Origin of the sequence: Lacihabitans soyangensis, from assembly GCF_024343775.1 — a bacterium.
Lineage (GTDB): Bacteria > Bacteroidota > Bacteroidia > Cytophagales > Spirosomataceae > Leadbetterella > Leadbetterella soyangensis.
In genome coordinates this window covers 1-16,137 of the sequence record NZ_RJUF01000194.1, presented here as the reverse complement: position 1 = coordinate 16,137, position 16,137 = coordinate 1, and the positions used below count along the sequence as shown (strand labels likewise).

The window sequence follows — 16,137 nt, the reverse complement described above, 5'->3', positions numbered from 1 at the left end:
TATTCTGATATTATCTTAAATTCCTAATTTGAGTATTTATTATTTTAACTATTCTTACCTCAAATTCAACCTAAAAATATGATACATACCATGCGTTGGTTTGGTCCCAATGACCCTGTAAGTTTAATGGATATTCGTCAATCCGGTTGCACAGGTGTAGTTTCTGCCCTCCACCAAATACCGGTAGGCGATGTTTGGACAGAAGCCGCAATTCAGGAAAGAATAGCGATTATTGAAAAGGACAATGATAAATTTTCTGAACTTCGGTGGTTGGTGGTTGAGAGTCTTCCAGTGCATGAGGACATCAAAAAAGGGCTTCCTACCCGAGAAAAGTACATTGAAAATTACAAGATTTCATTGCAGAATTTGGCCAAATGCGGTATAAAAACCGTTTGTTATAATTTCATGCCTGTTCTGGATTGGTCTCGCACCAAACTCGACTACACTATGCCCGATGGTGCCAAGGCCTTGCGGTTTGTTTGGACAGATTTCGCTGCATTTGATTTATTTATTCTAAAAAGGCCGGGCTCTGAAAATGCTTATAGCGAAGAGGTTAAGCTGGTTGCAAAAGTAAGATTTGAAAGTATGAGCGAGGTCGAAAAAGCCGAGTTGCAGAACACAGTTTTGTTGGGTTTACCAGGTTCTATGGAGGCATTTCATTTAGAGACTTTTCAAGGGCTTTTGAATAATTATTCAGAAATTGGTGCGGACGAATTAAGAGCAAATTTGCACTATTTTGTCTCCCAAGTTGCACCTTTTGCTCAAGAATTGGGGATAAATCTTTGCATTCACCCTGACGATCCGCCTTTCCCGCTTTTGGGATTGCCGAGGGTAGTGAGTACAGAACAAGACTTAGAAATGTTGATGAATGCTTCTGATGTAAGAGCCAACGGCATAACTTTTTGCACGGGTTCTTTAGGTGTCAGAGCCGACAATGATTTGGTGAAAATGGCCCGTAAATTTGCGGATAGAATACATTTTGTGCATTTGCGAACCACCAAGCGTGAAACTGAATACGACACTTTGGTATTTCATGAAGCCGCTCATTTGGCTGGTGATGTAGATATGTACGGAGTCATTTCGGAGATTTTGAAAGAAGAAAAACGCCGAATTGGTCAGCCAGATGCCCAAATACCTATGCGTCCTGACCACGGCCACCAAATGTTGGATGATTTACAAAAAACTACTTATCCGGGCTATTCAGCCATAGGAAGACTCAAAGGTTTGGCCGAAATCCGAGGGATGGAATTGGCGATAAGTAGGAATTTGGAGGAGTGAGAATTATTTTTTCTCACTCAAAGCCTCTCCTTCAAATACGATTCCTTCCCAACCAAACTTTATAAAATTTCTAATATTTTGGTGGTCACTGCCTTCTGGGTTTTCTAAGACGTCTTTTCTGTAATAATCTCCAAAGCAAGCCAAGGTCTCCTCTTTTGAAAAGTTTTGTTTTTTTGCGAACGAAAACACTTTGCATGAGCCATTATTTTGATTGGCTTCATTCATGGTTTCTCCATTTTTGAATGCCGTCGGAGTGAAATTGTAATGGGCATCCACAGTCTCAATGATTTCTGAAAACTGAATATTTGCTGCTTGAGTTTTGATTTTTTGCACTAATTCTGCTACTGTCATTTTTCTATTTTGTTAATATTTTGATTAAAAAGTGGCTTCTCTTTTGAAAAACAGCACTATTTCTTTTGTACTTCCCTGGTGCGAATTGGTTTCTACCGCAGACACCATTTCCCAACCTTCTTGGCCTAAATTATTCAATTTTGAGGTAAGATCTATTTCATTCACTTGAGGATTCCAAAAGCCTTCTTGGGTAGTTTTAATAACTTTGTACTCGTATTTTTTCATATTCTTGCAAGTTTTAAATGCTTTTTGACATCCATTTTTTTGTTTGTGATTCTAAATCCATTTCATGTGAATGCTATTCCACAAAGTTGCACAATGGTTTCACAAAGTAACACAAAGTTTTAGTGCCTTTTGGGTCAAAATTAACCATGAATTTCACAATTCTTGAAAGTTTTTGCCCACTTGATTTTTAAAGTTTCTATGTTTCGTTTCTCCTATTATTTGTTTGGTGTAAATGCTGTTATGTCCTGAAAATAAGTAGGCCGTAACTACCGCTACCGCCATATAAACGGCTGAATCGGCTCCGAAAAGCTCAATTCCGAGCATTATACAAGCCAATGGTGTATTGGTGGCTCCTGCAAAAACTGATACAAATCCCATACCAGCCAAAAGATCCAAGGGCAAAGGTATGAGATAAGCCAAGGCATTGCCCAAAGTTGCTCCAATGAAAAACAGGGGTGTTACTTCACCACCCTTAAACCCAGCCGCTAAGGTGAGAATTGTGAGAACCATTTTGAGGGCAAAGTCATAATATGGCAAAGCTTCTGTAAAAGAAGCCAAAATGGTGGGTATACCCAGGCCAATATATTTTGTGGAGCCAATTAGCCAAACAGCCATGGCCACTATTATTCCTCCAACAAATGGTCGCAAAGCCGGAAATGAGATTTTGGATTTAAACAAATACCCAACTTTATGAATAGATTTGCTGAAAACCGCTGCACAAATTCCAAAGAATATTCCGGATAAAATGCTATATATGAGCGGCTTTAAATCTAGTTGAGGTATATGTGAAATACTATAATGCGTGTGTTTAGCTTGCCATAAGTTGGTGACCAGATCTGCCAGAATAGCTGCTAAAAATGCCGGAAAAATAGCATTGTATCTCATTTTGCCTACTTTCTGAAACTCTAAGGCAAAAATAGCTCCAGCAAGAGGCGTACCGAAAACCGAACCAAAACCCGCAGCCACAGCCGAAATGAGTAATGTTTTTCTATCTTCTTTTGATAGTTTTAGTGGTTTGCTTAGTTGGTCACTCAACGAGCCCGCCATCTGGAGGGCTGTACCTTCACGGCCTGCTGATCCACCAAACAAATGCGTGCTCATGGTTCCCAAATATATAAAAATGGCCATTTTTAAAGGTATGGTTTCCTTGGGCTCATGTATATTTTCTAATAACAGATTGTTGCCAGCTTCCACATCTTTTCCATAGTACTGATACATTAAACCGACAACCAAGCCTGCAATGGGCAACAACGCAATCAGCCAAAGATTGGATTCTCTGAGGTTGGTTACATAATCTAGTGAAATGAGGAATCCAGCAGAGGCAGAACCTGCTAAAATTCCAATAAAGGCCGTGATAAGTGTCCATTTTAGCACGTATGGCAAAGCTGGATATTTGGAGAAGAAACTTACGACGTGCTGTTTGATCATATCTGCATTACTCTATGCCAAGAATAAATGTAGGGCCTAGAAATTATTTAAATTTTGCTGTAATTCGTAAGCAAGAACTTCATTTATCTGCAGTAAAGATAATCAATATATCGGTTTTAGGAAAATCCGATTGACCATCAGGAATTTCTAATATATGATGAAACGATTACTGGTGTTGTTGGTTAAGTTATTGAAATAAAGGTATTTAGAATTAGGGTAAATTTCGATTTGCGTAATGCAAACCGTTTCTATTCCTTCTTCTCTTTTGAGTTTTATGCTGTCTCTGGGGTCTTCTTTTCCACCATTTTGGTGAAATTCAAGGATATTTTCACTTGAAATATCTAGGTTGTGGTTTTGCAAATGATCAAAAAACCAAGACTTGCGTTTCTCCACGGCCGATTGGTCGTAAAGTGTTGCTGATGACCATATTAATGAATTTTCTCCATCATACTGATTCATGTATTTTTCTCCGGAACACCACTTAATCTCAGATATATCTGAACGCTCCTCATTCTTAAAAAGCACTAGTGTGAAAGGCTCCATTTCTTCAAACAAAAAATTATCAAAGAAAGTATGTGGGTCATTCCATTTCAAGAACTCCAAAATAACCTGACCTCTGCTTTGTCTGTAGTTTTTGGCCACTTTATGTTTTTTATTGCCTCCATTCAGCAGCACCAAGGTATAGCATTTGGTAGTAGCTATCCAAGTCCCTTTTGAGCTGGGATCTATCGGACAAAACACCTCTACACCATTAATTTTTAACTTTTTTGGCGGTATGGCCATGGGCCTTTGAATGTTTTCATCACGATTGGAGGTCACAATAAACCCTTTGTTGGCAACCGGAACATAAGTTAAGACGCACATGATTTTTCCATTTGATTTTCACGATATTTCACCGTTGAGTCGGCCACACCGAAGTTTTTATCTAGTTTCAAATCGGGACATAAAGACGTAATTCCGATTTTTATTAAGGCGAAGTGATGTATCGTATGTTCGCCCAAATAGATGAGTTCGCGTTGATAGCTTGTATGTAGGAAGACTTCTTCGTTATTTATGTTTTGTTTGAAAATCACCTTTTTGTTAAAGTCTAAATTCAACAACTGGGACTTTAAATTTCCTAAAACCTCTTGTGTGTAAACGGGCGAATTCTCAATTAAGAGATTTCTTTCTCTTTCATCATAGTTCACATATTCTTTCTCAGAAAAAAGGCAGATATAGAATTCGACTATGTGCCTAACGTGCTGTCCTATAGAGCTTCCGCTTAATATTTCAAGCTTTTTAATGAAGTCATCATGGCTGATTTGTCGGGTAATTTTTTCTATTTCCAACAAAACATTGTGATGGTATTTTATGAAATTATCCATGCTTTTGATTTACTTTTTGAGGTTTATAGCGTAGGACACAAATGGCATCAAAGATTTATGTCTGAATCTGTCATTTTCGAAGGTAAGTACTTGTTTTGTAGTGTACTCCATAAACTGAAAACTGAGCCCAAAGCGTAGGGCATTTTGGTTTTTTAGAGTTTGTTTAAAGAATAATTCAGAGTTTAAACTGCCTCTGTCGCTGTCTGAAATCAGCAGAACGTTTAACGGAGTCGGTGAGGCCGTTTGGGTGGTTTTGTTGAGCGATGGCGACTCGGAAGCTCTAAAAATTCCGCTTTGTTTGCCGCCAAGCGTAAAACCTAGGGCATCAATATTAAATCCGATAGCTGATTTTTTAAATGAATATTGTAGAATAATGAGGGCATTGACAGAAACCAAACTAGATTTCGAGAAGTTGATGGTGTCTATTTTTGCAGGATTGTATTCGGTAAAAAACGCCGCCAAGCTTTGCTTTCCAGAAGTCAATAATGCAGGTGCTGTTAAATATTCTTTTTCTCCACTGAAATAACCGTTGGCTCTTACTCCCCAGCCAAGCTGAAAGTTTTTCTTTTTTCCTAGGTCATAAGTTTTTTGGAAAGAGGCCGAAGGTGCAAATTCCTTTTTGGCGGCTACTGCGAAATCGAGACTTTGTGACCAAGTTTTTGTAAAAAATAGGCACAGCAATAGCAATGAAATTGATTTTTTCATGATGTTTTTTTGGATTAAAGTTTTGATTATTTGAGTTCTGCGTGACCAAACAGTACTGAAAATTGTTTGCACCAGATCAGTACAAATTTCTGTTTGCTGAGGTCTACTTTAGCAGGGATATCGTACATTTTATTGCCGTTTTCTACTTTGTTGCTGAGTTCAACAAACTTGGTAACAGCCTTGTCATTAGCTATGTATATTCTCAAGTCGGGTCCAGCGTCGGATTTTATATTTTCAAAAACAAGTGTTCTTTTACCATCCTTGGCCTCATAAATTTTAGCATTGCCACTGGTAGGGTGAGCTCCGTTTACAAACTTTCCTTCAAGAAGTAATTTTTGCCCTGAAAAGTCCATTCCCATGTTTTCGGTATTTGTATTGTTCCCGTTTTCTGATGTACCTGGTGTTGTAGAAACTACAGGTTCAGGTTCTGCTGTATTGGTACAACCTAGAAAGGCCAAACATGTCAAGAGCATTAAAGTTTTCATAATTTCCAATCGTTTTTGGTTAGAAAAATTTCATAAACAAAAATAAAATGAAACAGAAAACGCTTTTGTCGGCTAAAAGACCAAATCGATTATTTGATGGTCTCGAGGACTGAAATTTTCACTTTTATTTCTTTCCGAGAATAGGTTATGATGCCCTCTGACTTTAAAGTATTTAGAAGCGAGGTTACGGTTTGGCGGGTACTGCAAATTAAACTCGCAATGTCTTGATGCGTGAGATAATTGGGTAATGAAATATACCCATCTACATCTGTGGTATGGTCTTTTGAAATATCCCTTAAAAAATTCAACAATCTGGTTTTAACATCCTTAAACATGATGTTGGAATATCTGTTCTCTAGTCTTTTAAACCAAAAACCTATCCATTTGGTGTACTTTACGGCCACGTCTGGCTTATTTTCGATAAATTTTTCAAAATCTGATGCTTTGAAACTACAAAAAGTAGCGGTGTCTGAAAGCACAATGGCATATTCATCCTCATTTGATTCTATTAAATCCAAAGAGCCGAATAAATCACCAACTTTTAGAATATCTTTCACAATTTCGTTGCCTTCGGCATCGATTCTCACAATTTTGAGACTTCCTTTTTTTAGCGTGAAAACTCTTCCAGTATTTTCTTCTGAAAAAAATATAATATCGCCTTTTCGTACTGTTTTATAGGCTGCTATGTAGCATATTTCGTTTAAATCATTGCTGTTTAAGTGTTTGAAGAGCGAATGATTTTGTAGGTACCAATATTGTGAAGAATACATTTTCTGGTTTTTTAGGTTTGATTATTCTTTAGTTATATACGAATGTATATATTTAAAGGTTGTATCGCAATCTAAAATTAATGTATTTTCGACCAATTTAATTCCGCCTTTCGAAACAATTCTTCTTCAGAGGCCAACCAATCCTTTAAAGTATCATTTTTTGAAGTTTTGTAGAACAAAAATAGTTGATTCTTGAAAATGCGGTAACTTTTAGGGTCCACAGTTACTTTTTTGCCATTCAGACCTATGGCATAAGCACACCAACCGCCATATTTTGGCACATATTTCTTTGGGTTGGCTTTAAATGTTTTGAGATTTTCTTCTGATGAAAACTTGAACTTAACCTGTTCGTATTCAGCTATGTAAGCATCTTTGCCTGGCATTGGCTTATTATCAAAATAACTAACCACATCGTAACCCGAGGCAACAAATCCGTTGGTGAGTAAATAATTTTTGTTTGTTAGGTTGTTTTGAGGTAAAACAATGGCAATTAAGACCTTGAAAATTAGGTAATTCATGATTTTAAAATTTTGTTGAGAATCGGTTTGAATGCAATCGGACTGTAACCTTGGCTTAGATTAAAAGCCGCTATGTCCGCCAACCTTTTCCAGTGCCAAGCGACATCTTTCATGGCTTGGATTAAGCCATAATTCGGATCAAAAATATGGGCTGCGTCTGCATTTACGCCGTTTAGTTCGAGTATTTTTATGTTTTTAGCTGCATATAAATCTTCTACGCTTTTTACTTTCAAGTCGAATCTACCGTAATTAAAGCCCTCAAAGTCCGCCATAATTTTGTCAATTGCTGCGGCAGTTTTGGCTTTGTCTATTTCTGTGGCATTTCTAAATATGGTTCCTCGACAATGATTCCCTATTTTTTCAACGATTATGGTTTCACCAAACGAAGGGATTCTTTGAAAATCAATTTTTGCATTTATTAGCAATTCCTCCCAAATCAAAACTGCTCTATAATTGGCCTTCAACAACTTTTGAATGCTTTGTTTTCCATCTCCAGTGACCGAGAGAAATTCTTTAATTGTGATTGAGCTAACTACACCCTTTCTTTCATGAGGAAGGCGAGAGTATAAAATGGCCAATTCTATTGGAAACTGTACAAATTCTTGGATCACAAATGCTTTTGAAACTTTCAAATAATATGTCAAAAGCTCGGCTTCGTCAGTGATGATCTCAACGTTTTTCCCCCTTTGTTCATCCAAAGGTTTAGCCACTACAGGGTATTCAATCGACCGATGTTCCATTAGAGAATTAATTGATGTAAAATCGGTATCTCTTTCTATATAAAGGCTTTTGGGTAAGTATTCTGCAGGAATTTGGGTCAGGATTTCCTTTTTGTTCTCCTCAAAAAAACCACCATTTTGGAGGCAAGTGTTTACCAAAGAGGGAAAAGTAAGACTTCGGCATTTAACACTTAGAAATAGATAATAGGGCAGGAGAGGTGCATAAAAAACCTTCCATGGCCAAAATTCAAACTTGAATATTTTAATCCAAAATAGTCTCACTCGCTCGCTTAGTTTTTTGTAAGGTTCAAAACAATGGAGACCTTCACATTGTCAGACATTCCGGGAGTACTTCCTCCGAAATCCCACTCTTGTCGGTTAATCTCGAAGCTAGATTTTAAAACACCTTTGCCATTTTCTTCCTTGAATGTGAAAGGTACTTTTACGTTTTTCGAGGTATTTTTGATGGTAATTTTGAATACTCCGAGGTAGTTATTTTCACCATTTTTTTGGATCGAAACAGAAGACATACCTATTGTTGGGAAAATGTCGGGCTGGAAAAATTCTTCTTTTTCTTTTAAATGTTTATCTCTTAGGCTGTTACTGGTATTTATGGTCTTGGAGTCTATGGTAGCCGATAGCGAAACAGGCTCGTTGTTGTTGAATTTCAGATTGGTTTTCATGCCTTTCAATGTACCATCGACATTAACTCCCAGCATTTTGATTTTGAAGGTGACCGCACTTGTAGTTGGAGTCCAGTTTTGGACAAGAATAGTATTTGAGACCAAGAATAATAATGCGGAAAAGTAATTTTTCATGAGATTTTTTGATACAAAAATGGGGGAAATAGCGGAATACGATTGTCGGGGAAATTACTTTATTTAAATTTTTCCGATTTTCTTTCCATGGGTATTTTTGATAATAAGCTGGAGAAAGCTTGGGGCGAATTTCATACTTCGTATCAAGATATCCGTCATTACTGGATTTCCGAAAAGACTTTGAACCGTTCTACCTACCTGAAGTCTGGTGGAGAACTCATGATTCCATCTTTTTGGGTAATTTTCTTGCAAATTCTCTACTGACTCGAGTAAATCATTCAACAGATAAGCCCCATGAAACGCCATGCTCATGCCATTGCCGCAGAGCGGAGCTATCATGCCTGAAGCGTCACCGAGGAGTGGAATTTCTTTTTCGAACTGCCCTTTTTTCTCAAAGCTTATTTGCGAAATCACCTCAGGTTGCGGCCAAACTTTCTCTGAATTTTTGAATATTTCTCGAAGAAATGGATTCTTTGAAAGAATTTTATCTTCCATCAAGGCTATGCTATTGTCAGATTTTTTAAGGTTGGCTTTGGTGGTCATGTAGCACAGACAATACAAATCATCTTCTATGGCCGAAATACCACAATAACCGTCGGAAAAGTTGTGGAGGGCTATTTTGTCTTTCGGAAAATCGGTTTTGATGTGGTATTTCACACCAACATATTGGTTTAGCGAAGTTCGATTTTTTGTTATAAATGGGCGTTTCCAATCCACATCGAGGTTAGACCTTTTTCCGAAACTTCCTACGGCCATTTTGCTAAGGTAAACTTCTTTTTCGGTATAGACTTCAAACTGAGTTTCAGTTTTTCTAATGTCATTTACTTTGGTGCTTTCCAAAACTTTTACACCCAAGTTTTTGGCAATTTTAGCCAATTCAAAGTCTAGTTTATACCGACTTATGCCGAATCCGCCCAAATCAAGTGGAGCCTCTAAAGATGTACCTGATGGTGAAGTAACTTGAAGATTTTTGATAATTGGTAGATTCATCTGGCTCAACGGCAATCCTAAACTTTCCAGAAAATCCCATGATTCCAAACTGATGTACTCACCGCAAACTCTGTGAAACGGGTAGGTGTTTTTCTCAAATAAAACCACTGATTTACCTGCCTTGGCCTGCAAAATGGCCAGACTAAGGCCGGCCAATCCGCCACCGGTGATGGCTAAGTCGTATTTTGTTTCAGGCGTCATTTTTTGACCACAATTAGATGTCTAAACGCCCAACACCAAGTGATTTGGTAATTCTCTATTCCTGCTTTTTTGAGTAAAACCTCCCATTCGTTTCTGGTAAAACCTCTCTTTACGCTCTCGGGTGCATCGTTTTTAACTAGATAGGATTTGGAGAGTAAATTTGTGAGAAATTTTATGGAATAATAAGCCAACCAATGGCGATGTAAATCACCAATAAAAAAGCCTTTTGTTGAATTTTTATTCATCCAAACCAACATTTCTACTAAAGAATTCTCATCAAAATGATGGCAAAATAAAGAATTGAAAATCAAGTCGTAAGGCTCAATGGGCTTGTGTTTTTTATAGTCCTCTTTTATCCAAAATATTTCAGAATCCAGTGAACTGCTGTACTTAATACAAACGTCTTTGATGTCTAAACCAGAATACTCATTGTCAGGAAAATGTTTTTTGAGCATCATTAAATTATCCCCACCGCCTGAGCCGATTTCTAATATTTTATGGTTTTGCTTTCCGAACTTCTTTAGGCCTTTTTTGATTACATCATGTCCTCCCAAATAAGTATTGATGAATTTTAATTCCTTTAGGTTTTGAATCAAATCCGATTCTGGGATTTCATCAGCATCCAACAATTCTTTTTGATAGCTTTTCTTCATAAACTATTCAATATTAGACTTTCCATAGTTATTCCTGGGCCAAATCCCGCCACAAAAGTGCAGCCAGATTTGTCTTTCTTTATTTTTTCAAGAATAAAAAGCAAAGTGCAGGACGACATATTTCCGTAGTTTTTTAAAACCTGATAAGATTCCGAAATCGCATCTGAACCTATCCCCAAAGATTTGGCTGTCACATCAAGTATTTTTCTTCCTCCGGGGTGAATCGCCCAATTTTGGATTTGGTTTTTCTTGAAATTATTTCTAATTAAACTGGTTTCTACAAAATCCGCAATATTGTCTTCTATCAGCATAGGCACTTCTTGTTTTAGGCTCATCAAAAATCCATGCGAACTGATGTGCCAGCCCATACTTTCTTGACTTTCTAGGAAAAGTTTAGAGTAAAAACCTTCCATTTGCATGCCTTTGTCTGAATTTTCGACCAAACAACATGCTGCTCCATCTCCAAAAAGTAAGTTTGAAGTGATAAAATCAATTTTGTTTTCTTTCTGGAAATGAAGTGTGCAAAGTTCGACCAATACTATCAAAACTTTGGCTTTTTCTTCGCTTTTACAAATCGCATCTGCCTGTTTGAGTGCATGAATGGCCGCATAACAACCCATAAAATTGACCGAAGTACGATGTATATCGGTAGGGAGTTTGAGGGCTTGTATCAGTTCTACATCCAAACCAGGAGCCGACATGCCAGTGCAAGAAACGCTTATTACATGTGTAATTCCTTCTGGCAAGTTCAATGAACCAAAAGTGTTTTCAACGGCCTTCACTGCCAAGGGAAGGGCAGTTTCTTGGTATTTGACCATCCGTTTTTCTATGCTAGGGAATGGTTCTAAATCTTCAGATTTTGAGAAGAAGGTTCTTTCAGAGGCCTCACATCTGTAATCTGGAATGACCGAATAACGAGTTTCTATTCCTGAGCGAGCATACATCAAACCCATTTTTCGCTTGTCAGTAGGGCTGCCGTCATTCATTTTGAGCATAAATTTTTGAATATCAGATTGCTCATTTTTGAAGTGCGGAACAGCCGTGCCTATGTGTGTTATACTACTCATTTGTTGTTTTTTAGCGAAAATATTGGTTTGGTCAAATCTGCTTGTCAGTAAAAAGACAAACTCTGAAAATCGTTATTTGTTTATGCCATTAATGCATTGATTATAAAGCAAAAATTGAGTAAAAGCGAGGCCATCAAGTTCAAAATCATGGTGTATTTGAAGTTTGCCTCTTCGGGCTTTTTCCACACTTTAAGAAACCACCAGTTCATAAAAAGGGCTATGGGAGCACTGAATCCAATAAAACGAGTGAAATCATTTCGTTCCAAAAAATAGAAAGCACATGTCAAAGCCATTAAAAAGAAAGTCATACAAAAAATAAATGTGCCTCGAATGCCGAGAAGAATACTCATGGTTTTGTCGCCATTTTTAGTGTCTTCTTCATGCTGATAAACCTGTGTGATCGGATACACCGCCCAGAGAATCAAAGCTGACATAATACAGCCAAGCCAAATAGGAGCATTGGATAGATTTTTTGCCTCAAGAAATTCTGTGATGGAAAGATTTTGGCCAAAAGTATAGACCATCATAAAAACCAATGCCCCTTGAAACAAACCTACAACTAGCCAACTTAGGACGGGGTATTTTTTTAAACGAACACTTGGGTGGCTATATAATCGACTAACCGAAACATAAAAAAGCACCAATATCCCAAACCAAGTGCCGACCAAAAGTATGGAAGCAATTACACCAACAGCGTCAAAAAGATTGGCTGCATACCAAAGGTTTACATCCACTTTTGGCGGGTTTTTGAGCCCACCAATACTGCCCTCGTCTTTGTCATAATAGCTATTGAATGCGTTGGAGGCGGGGTAAATGAAGATATGTAGGATTACAAATATCCAAATATTATTCACAAAATCGCCATTAACTTGTTGACTGATAGCTAGCCAATAAATAGGCATCAAAAACAACGAAAATGGAAACCGAAGGTGTAAAAAAATATCTTTTTTGGTCATTCAATCTGGTATTTCGAAGTAATTTAGGAATATATACGTTGATATGGTGTGCTAGGTTTCAAAAAGTTTCTATTTCCGAAAGAATGATTTTCTTAAAAAGATAGATATGAGTTATTTCTCCAGAATAGTGATGGCACTATTTCTACTAAATTTTATATTTTTGACAAAAAATAATTTCACAAAATGAAAAAACACCTATTCGCACTTATTTTCCTTATTTCTATTTCGGTATCCGCCCAAACTGACCTCCGGAACACCCTTGAGGAATATCTCAAAGTAGTAGAAACCAAGGATTCGGAAAAAGTGATGAACTATATGTATCCCAAGTTTTTTGAGTTATATCCACGAGATTTGATGGTTAAGACTCTGGACGAATCTTTGAAAGACCCTTCACTTGAAATATTGTTGATGGATTCTAAAATTTTAGATATTTCAACTTTGAAAACAGCTGATTCGGTAACTTATGCCAAGGCGGGTTATTCGTTTGTGATGACTATGAAGTATGTGATTTCAGACGAAAATTCAGCTCCGATTGACGAAGTTATCACGATGACGACCAATATATTCAAGCAAATGTATGGAGCCGACAACGTGACTTTTGATGCGGAAAATAAGAAATTCAGGATTTTTGCAAAAAAAGAAATGTTGGCCTTGAAAACCCCTTCCTTGAAGGATTGGAAGGTTCTCGGTATGGAAGAAAACATTAAACCCGCTCTCAAAAAAATTCTTCCAGAAGCTGTTATAGCTGATTTGTAGAGATTTACTTTGAGTGAGAATAATGTTTCCTCTATTTTAGGGCGATAATTTCTCCAGAATTACTTCTTCTTCAAAATCAAGGAACTCACAATGGTTACTACCAAACCAACTGGGAATATCTCCGCAAAAGTGATGGCAGAAAATGAAAACACATTGTCGTAGAAGCCTTTACTTGATTCAATCTCTTTAGTTTTCGTCTCAAGCTCGGCTGTACTTAAGTTTAGGGTTTTCAATTTGTCAATTTCGGAAGCTACGTACTTGTCAAGAAAATCGGGCATAAAAAAATGAAACTCTATTCCCCAAGCAAGCACATACATGAGACTAGCAATAGCCGAAATGGCAATGCCAATTTTAAAAGCCGTAAAAAATGTAATTTTCCCATCGGATACTTTGTCACGATAGTTTTTAATGCCAATAAAAACAAATGAAAAAGCTGCCAACATTGAGACATAACCAATGAGCATACTACCTTCAGCATGCTCGGAGTTGTACACATAGGCCATTGAACAGACCATGAAAATCGAAACGATAAGACCTGCAATCAGTCCGTTTTTAAGAATAATTTTTTGCATATCATTGGGGTTTAAATTTTAGGCAATATTCTGGTATTTACGATTTTCGATCCTCATACTTTAGTATGAAATTACGATTTTCATTCTAAAATTTCTAGTTCTTTGGCTTTTATCAGGGCTTGCGTGCGGTTTTTTACGTCGAGCTTCACGAAAAGATTGGAGCCGTGGGTTTTTATGGTGTGTATAGAAAGGAAAAGTTTGTCTGCAATTTGTTGGTTCGTGTATCCTTGTGACATGAGTTCCAATACTTCCATTTCACGTTGACTCAGCCCCAGCTCTGGTATGGCTACCATTTCTTTTCTTGCATTTTCTTTCTCCTGTTTCTTTTGCTGAAAATGGTGCATCACCCAAGCCCCCAATACCATAAAAATGACAGAGATTATTCCTGCATAAATTTCAAAAAGATGATCAAAAACTACAAAACGGAGCTCTAGCCATTTCAGAAGAAATAACAGTATGGCCATCGAAATTCCGTATAAAAGGATTGATTTCAAATCTAATTGTTTTGTCAAAAATAGTAAGATTTTGGGAAATAGCTATGCTTGTTATTGGCACACGGATGACTCGGATACAAGTAACACGGATTAACGCTGTTTTTTTATTTAGAAAGTCATGAGAAATGCTACTTTAAAGATTTTCTCAGTTTTGATTTTTTGGTGTTTTTGATTCCTATAGCTACATTTTCAGCGTTTAATTTGGCACCAGCAAGGTTGGTGTGAACATTATCTTTTGGTGTGAAATATTGCTTTTTTGTTTCGTCAAAACCTAGTTTATCATAGTAAAAGGCTGACAATTCGTGTAAATCAATGAAATGAGCCTTGGTATTTTCGGCCACTTGTTTCGCCCATTTTGGATAATATTCTTCTTGGCGTTTCACTTTGCCATTTTCAAACTTGTTGAAAGGTACTTGTGAACAAACAAAAACCTCCACACCTTTCGCCTTGGCTTCGTTGACATATTTGCTCATGTACCACCCAAAACTATACACCACTTCGTGCTTTTTTGTTATCAAATTATCAATTTCAACAGAATCCAAACCAATTCCCTTAATTGTTCCTCTGGCTCTAATGGTATCGTTTATTGCCCAGTCGTCGTTATGCCCAAACTGTATAATCAAGAAATCTCCCTTTTGCATTTTCTTCAAAATCGGCTCCCAGCGGCCATCAGTCAAGAAAGTTCGGCTACTTCTGCCGCCTATAGCATAGTTTTCGATATCGATCTTGGTCGAATCAAAATGTTGCCCAATCACACTTCCCCAGCCCCACATATCGTTTTCACCTTTTCCTTGTCCTGCTTTTACGGTACTATCGCCAATCAGGTAGAGGGTGGGTTTGGTTTTTGGAGTGAAGGCTAGAAGAGAGAGAATAAAGATTAGGTAATTCATTTTTTTGGGTTGAAAAACTAAATTTGGAGTCCAAATATAGGAATAAGATTTATTCACCGCATATTTTTCGGGGATTGGCTTGATTATTCAGGTGCTATGTTGAATTAAGTGGGTAAGATAAAATTTGTTTCTGATATTTGTTCAATGAATAGTGAACAAATATTTCAATTGGCTTTAGGTTTAAATGAGCCGTGGTATGTTTCAAAAGTAGAGTTTTTGGATGGGGATTATCAAAAAGAGCTTCATTTAACGATTGACTACAAAGTTGGATTTTTTATTGATAAGACTGGCAAGAGTACTGTACATGATAGAGTAGATAGGAAGTGGCGGCACCAGAATTTTTTTGAGCATAAGTGTTACCTACATTGTAAAATACCACGTGTAAAAACTGTTGAGAATAAGGTTGAACAAGTCTCAGTACCGTGGGCACGGGAAGGTAGTGGTTTTACACTTCTGTTTGAGGCATTTAGTATGTTGTTAATAGAGCAAGAAATGCCAGTCAACAAGGTAGGCAAAGTGATTGGAGTTTACCCCAATCGCATCTGGAATATCTTTAATTATTGGCTTGGAATTGCTTATTGTGGTGCAGATCATAGTGATATTTCAACATTGGGAATAGACGAGACAAGTTCTAAAAAGGGGCATGATTATATAACCGTTGCGGTGGATATGAAAACTTCAAGGGTAGTACATGCAACTGAGGGCAAGGGAGCAGACACCATTACGAAAATAGCTGATTATCTGGAAACTAAAGGTACCCAGAGACAGAATATCAAGCAAGTTTGTATAGACTTATCACCCTCTTTTATCAGTGGTGTGGAGTCAGAATTTTCAAATGCTCAAATAGTATTTGATAGGTATCATGTCAAAGCACTCTTGAATAAAAGTATGGACGAC

Annotated in this window: 21 protein-coding genes; 3 read left to right on the top strand and 18 right to left on the bottom strand. The window is 37.3% G+C overall.

From position 1 onward, the window contains the following. Positions 1-78: 78 nt before the first annotated feature. Complete coding sequence (gene uxuA, locus EGI31_RS23310) at positions 79-1,278, top strand: mannonate dehydratase (protein WP_255039598.1); 1,200 nt, start codon at positions 79-81, stop codon at positions 1,276-1,278. 3 nt (positions 1,279-1,281) lie between these two features. On the opposite strand, the gene EGI31_RS23305 is transcribed toward uxuA, so the two are convergent. The 15 genes from EGI31_RS23305 to EGI31_RS23235 form a co-directional block, all read right to left on the bottom strand. After that, entirely contained in the window at positions 1,282-1,629 is a 348-nt protein-coding gene (locus tag EGI31_RS23305) for a HopJ type III effector protein (protein WP_255039597.1), read from the bottom strand. Between the two features lie 24 nt (positions 1,630-1,653). Beyond that, positions 1,654-1,854, bottom strand: a complete 201-nt coding sequence (locus tag EGI31_RS23300; RefSeq protein ID WP_255039596.1) for a DUF4177 domain-containing protein — start codon at positions 1,852-1,854, stop codon at positions 1,654-1,656. Between the two features lie 153 nt (positions 1,855-2,007). After that, positions 2,008-3,282, bottom strand: a complete 1,275-nt coding sequence (locus EGI31_RS23295; RefSeq protein WP_255039595.1) for a voltage-gated chloride channel family protein — start codon at positions 3,280-3,282, stop codon at positions 2,008-2,010. 147 nt (positions 3,283-3,429) lie between these two features. Then, positions 3,430-4,146, bottom strand: a complete 717-nt coding sequence (locus EGI31_RS23290) for an NRDE family protein (RefSeq protein ID WP_255039594.1) — start codon at positions 4,144-4,146, stop codon at positions 3,430-3,432. Continuing rightward, complete coding sequence (locus EGI31_RS23285) at positions 4,134-4,646, bottom strand: hypothetical protein (RefSeq protein WP_255039593.1); 513 nt, start codon at positions 4,644-4,646, stop codon at positions 4,134-4,136. The genes EGI31_RS23290 and EGI31_RS23285 overlap by 13 nt, the downstream gene beginning before the upstream one ends. A 9-nt stretch (positions 4,647-4,655) precedes the next feature. Next, positions 4,656-5,351 carry a hypothetical protein gene (locus EGI31_RS23280; protein WP_255039592.1) on the bottom strand — a complete coding sequence of 232 codons (696 nt, stop codon included), beginning with the start codon at positions 5,349-5,351 and terminating at the stop codon, positions 4,656-4,658. 26 nt (positions 5,352-5,377) lie between these two features. After that, on the bottom strand, positions 5,378-5,836 hold the full coding sequence (locus tag EGI31_RS23275) for a DM13 domain-containing protein (RefSeq protein WP_255039591.1): 459 nt from the start codon (positions 5,834-5,836) through the stop codon (positions 5,378-5,380). A gap of 89 nt (positions 5,837-5,925) precedes the next feature. Continuing rightward, positions 5,926-6,606: a Crp/Fnr family transcriptional regulator gene (locus EGI31_RS23270; protein WP_255039590.1), complete on the bottom strand. Its 681-nt coding sequence runs from the start codon at positions 6,604-6,606 to the stop codon at positions 5,926-5,928. A 77-nt stretch (positions 6,607-6,683) separates the two neighbouring features. Beyond that, complete coding sequence (locus tag EGI31_RS23265; protein ID WP_255039589.1) at positions 6,684-7,124, bottom strand: YHS domain-containing (seleno)protein; 441 nt, start codon at positions 7,122-7,124, stop codon at positions 6,684-6,686. Further along, positions 7,121-8,002, bottom strand: a complete 882-nt coding sequence (locus EGI31_RS23260; RefSeq protein WP_255039588.1) for a hypothetical protein — start codon at positions 8,000-8,002, stop codon at positions 7,121-7,123. Before EGI31_RS23260 ends, EGI31_RS23265 begins: the two co-directional genes overlap by 4 nt. Positions 8,003-8,133: 131 nt before the next feature. After that, entirely contained in the window at positions 8,134-8,661 is a 528-nt protein-coding gene (locus EGI31_RS23255; RefSeq protein ID WP_255039587.1) for a YceI family protein, read from the bottom strand. Positions 8,662-8,724: 63 nt separating this feature from the next. After that, complete coding sequence (locus EGI31_RS23250) at positions 8,725-9,852, bottom strand: NAD(P)/FAD-dependent oxidoreductase (protein WP_255039586.1); 1,128 nt, start codon at positions 9,850-9,852, stop codon at positions 8,725-8,727. Beyond that, positions 9,849-10,505 (bottom strand): methyltransferase domain-containing protein, encoded by a 657-nt coding sequence (locus EGI31_RS23245; protein ID WP_255039585.1) that lies wholly within the window; start codon positions 10,503-10,505, stop codon positions 9,849-9,851. Before EGI31_RS23245 ends, EGI31_RS23250 begins: the two co-directional genes overlap by 4 nt. Then, a complete protein-coding gene (locus tag EGI31_RS23240) occupies positions 10,502-11,572 on the bottom strand; it encodes a type III polyketide synthase (RefSeq protein ID WP_255039584.1) in 1,071 nt (356 codons plus the stop codon). The genes EGI31_RS23245 and EGI31_RS23240 overlap by 4 nt, the downstream gene beginning before the upstream one ends. An 80-nt stretch (positions 11,573-11,652) precedes the next feature. Then, positions 11,653-12,528, bottom strand: a complete 876-nt coding sequence (locus EGI31_RS23235) for a UbiA family prenyltransferase (protein WP_255039583.1) — start codon at positions 12,526-12,528, stop codon at positions 11,653-11,655. A gap of 183 nt (positions 12,529-12,711) precedes the next feature. Between EGI31_RS23235 and EGI31_RS23230 the strand changes: the two genes are divergently transcribed. Then, positions 12,712-13,284, top strand: coding sequence for a hypothetical protein (locus EGI31_RS23230; RefSeq protein ID WP_255039582.1), 573 nt, complete (start codon positions 12,712-12,714; stop codon positions 13,282-13,284). Between the two features lie 59 nt (positions 13,285-13,343). On the opposite strand, the gene EGI31_RS23225 is transcribed toward EGI31_RS23230, so the two are convergent. From EGI31_RS23225 to EGI31_RS23215, 3 genes are all read right to left on the bottom strand, one after another. Next, on the bottom strand, positions 13,344-13,856 hold the full coding sequence (locus tag EGI31_RS23225) for a DUF4199 domain-containing protein (protein ID WP_255039581.1): 513 nt from the start codon (positions 13,854-13,856) through the stop codon (positions 13,344-13,346). Positions 13,857-13,936: 80 nt separating this feature from the next. Next, positions 13,937-14,350, bottom strand: a complete 414-nt coding sequence (locus EGI31_RS23220) for a response regulator transcription factor (RefSeq protein WP_255039580.1) — start codon at positions 14,348-14,350, stop codon at positions 13,937-13,939. A gap of 128 nt (positions 14,351-14,478) precedes the next feature. After that, on the bottom strand, positions 14,479-15,240 hold the full coding sequence (locus tag EGI31_RS23215) for a rhamnogalacturonan acetylesterase (protein WP_255039579.1): 762 nt from the start codon (positions 15,238-15,240) through the stop codon (positions 14,479-14,481). A gap of 144 nt (positions 15,241-15,384) precedes the next feature. Here EGI31_RS23215 and EGI31_RS23210 point away from each other — a divergent pair. Next, on the top strand, positions 15,385-16,137 hold a 753-nt coding region (locus EGI31_RS23210), incomplete at its 3' end, for a transposase (protein WP_255039578.1).

Coding starts and splice junctions, on each gene's coding strand:
- uxuA (WP_255039598.1), top strand. CDS start 79: ATGATACATACCATGCGTTGGTTTGGTCCCAATGACCCTGTAAGTTTA.
- EGI31_RS23305 (WP_255039597.1), bottom strand. CDS start 1,629: ATGACAGTAGCAGAATTAGTGCAAAAAATCAAAACTCAAGCAGCAAAT.
- EGI31_RS23300 (WP_255039596.1), bottom strand. CDS start 1,854: ATGAAAAAATACGAGTACAAAGTTATTAAAACTACCCAAGAAGGCTTT.
- EGI31_RS23295 (WP_255039595.1), bottom strand. CDS start 3,282: ATGATCAAACAGCACGTCGTAAGTTTCTTCTCCAAATATCCAGCTTTG.
- EGI31_RS23290 (WP_255039594.1), bottom strand. CDS start 4,146: ATGTGCGTCTTAACTTATGTTCCGGTTGCCAACAAAGGGTTTATTGTG.
- EGI31_RS23285 (WP_255039593.1), bottom strand. CDS start 4,646: ATGGATAATTTCATAAAATACCATCACAATGTTTTGTTGGAAATAGAA.
- EGI31_RS23280 (WP_255039592.1), bottom strand. CDS start 5,351: ATGAAAAAATCAATTTCATTGCTATTGCTGTGCCTATTTTTTACAAAA.
- EGI31_RS23275 (WP_255039591.1), bottom strand. CDS start 5,836: ATGAAAACTTTAATGCTCTTGACATGTTTGGCCTTTCTAGGTTGTACC.
- EGI31_RS23270 (WP_255039590.1), bottom strand. CDS start 6,606: ATGTATTCTTCACAATATTGGTACCTACAAAATCATTCGCTCTTCAAA.
- EGI31_RS23265 (WP_255039589.1), bottom strand. CDS start 7,124: ATGAATTACCTAATTTTCAAGGTCTTAATTGCCATTGTTTTACCTCAA.
- EGI31_RS23255 (WP_255039587.1), bottom strand. CDS start 8,661: ATGAAAAATTACTTTTCCGCATTATTATTCTTGGTCTCAAATACTATT.
- EGI31_RS23250 (WP_255039586.1), bottom strand. CDS start 9,852: ATGACGCCTGAAACAAAATACGACTTAGCCATCACCGGTGGCGGATTG.
- EGI31_RS23245 (WP_255039585.1), bottom strand. CDS start 10,505: ATGAAGAAAAGCTATCAAAAAGAATTGTTGGATGCTGATGAAATCCCA.
- EGI31_RS23240 (WP_255039584.1), bottom strand. CDS start 11,572: ATGAGTAGTATAACACACATAGGCACGGCTGTTCCGCACTTCAAAAAT.
- EGI31_RS23235 (WP_255039583.1), bottom strand. CDS start 12,528: ATGACCAAAAAAGATATTTTTTTACACCTTCGGTTTCCATTTTCGTTG.
- EGI31_RS23230 (WP_255039582.1), top strand. CDS start 12,712: ATGAAAAAACACCTATTCGCACTTATTTTCCTTATTTCTATTTCGGTA.
- EGI31_RS23225 (WP_255039581.1), bottom strand. CDS start 13,856: ATGCAAAAAATTATTCTTAAAAACGGACTGATTGCAGGTCTTATCGTT.
- EGI31_RS23215 (WP_255039579.1), bottom strand. CDS start 15,240: ATGAATTACCTAATCTTTATTCTCTCTCTTCTAGCCTTCACTCCAAAA.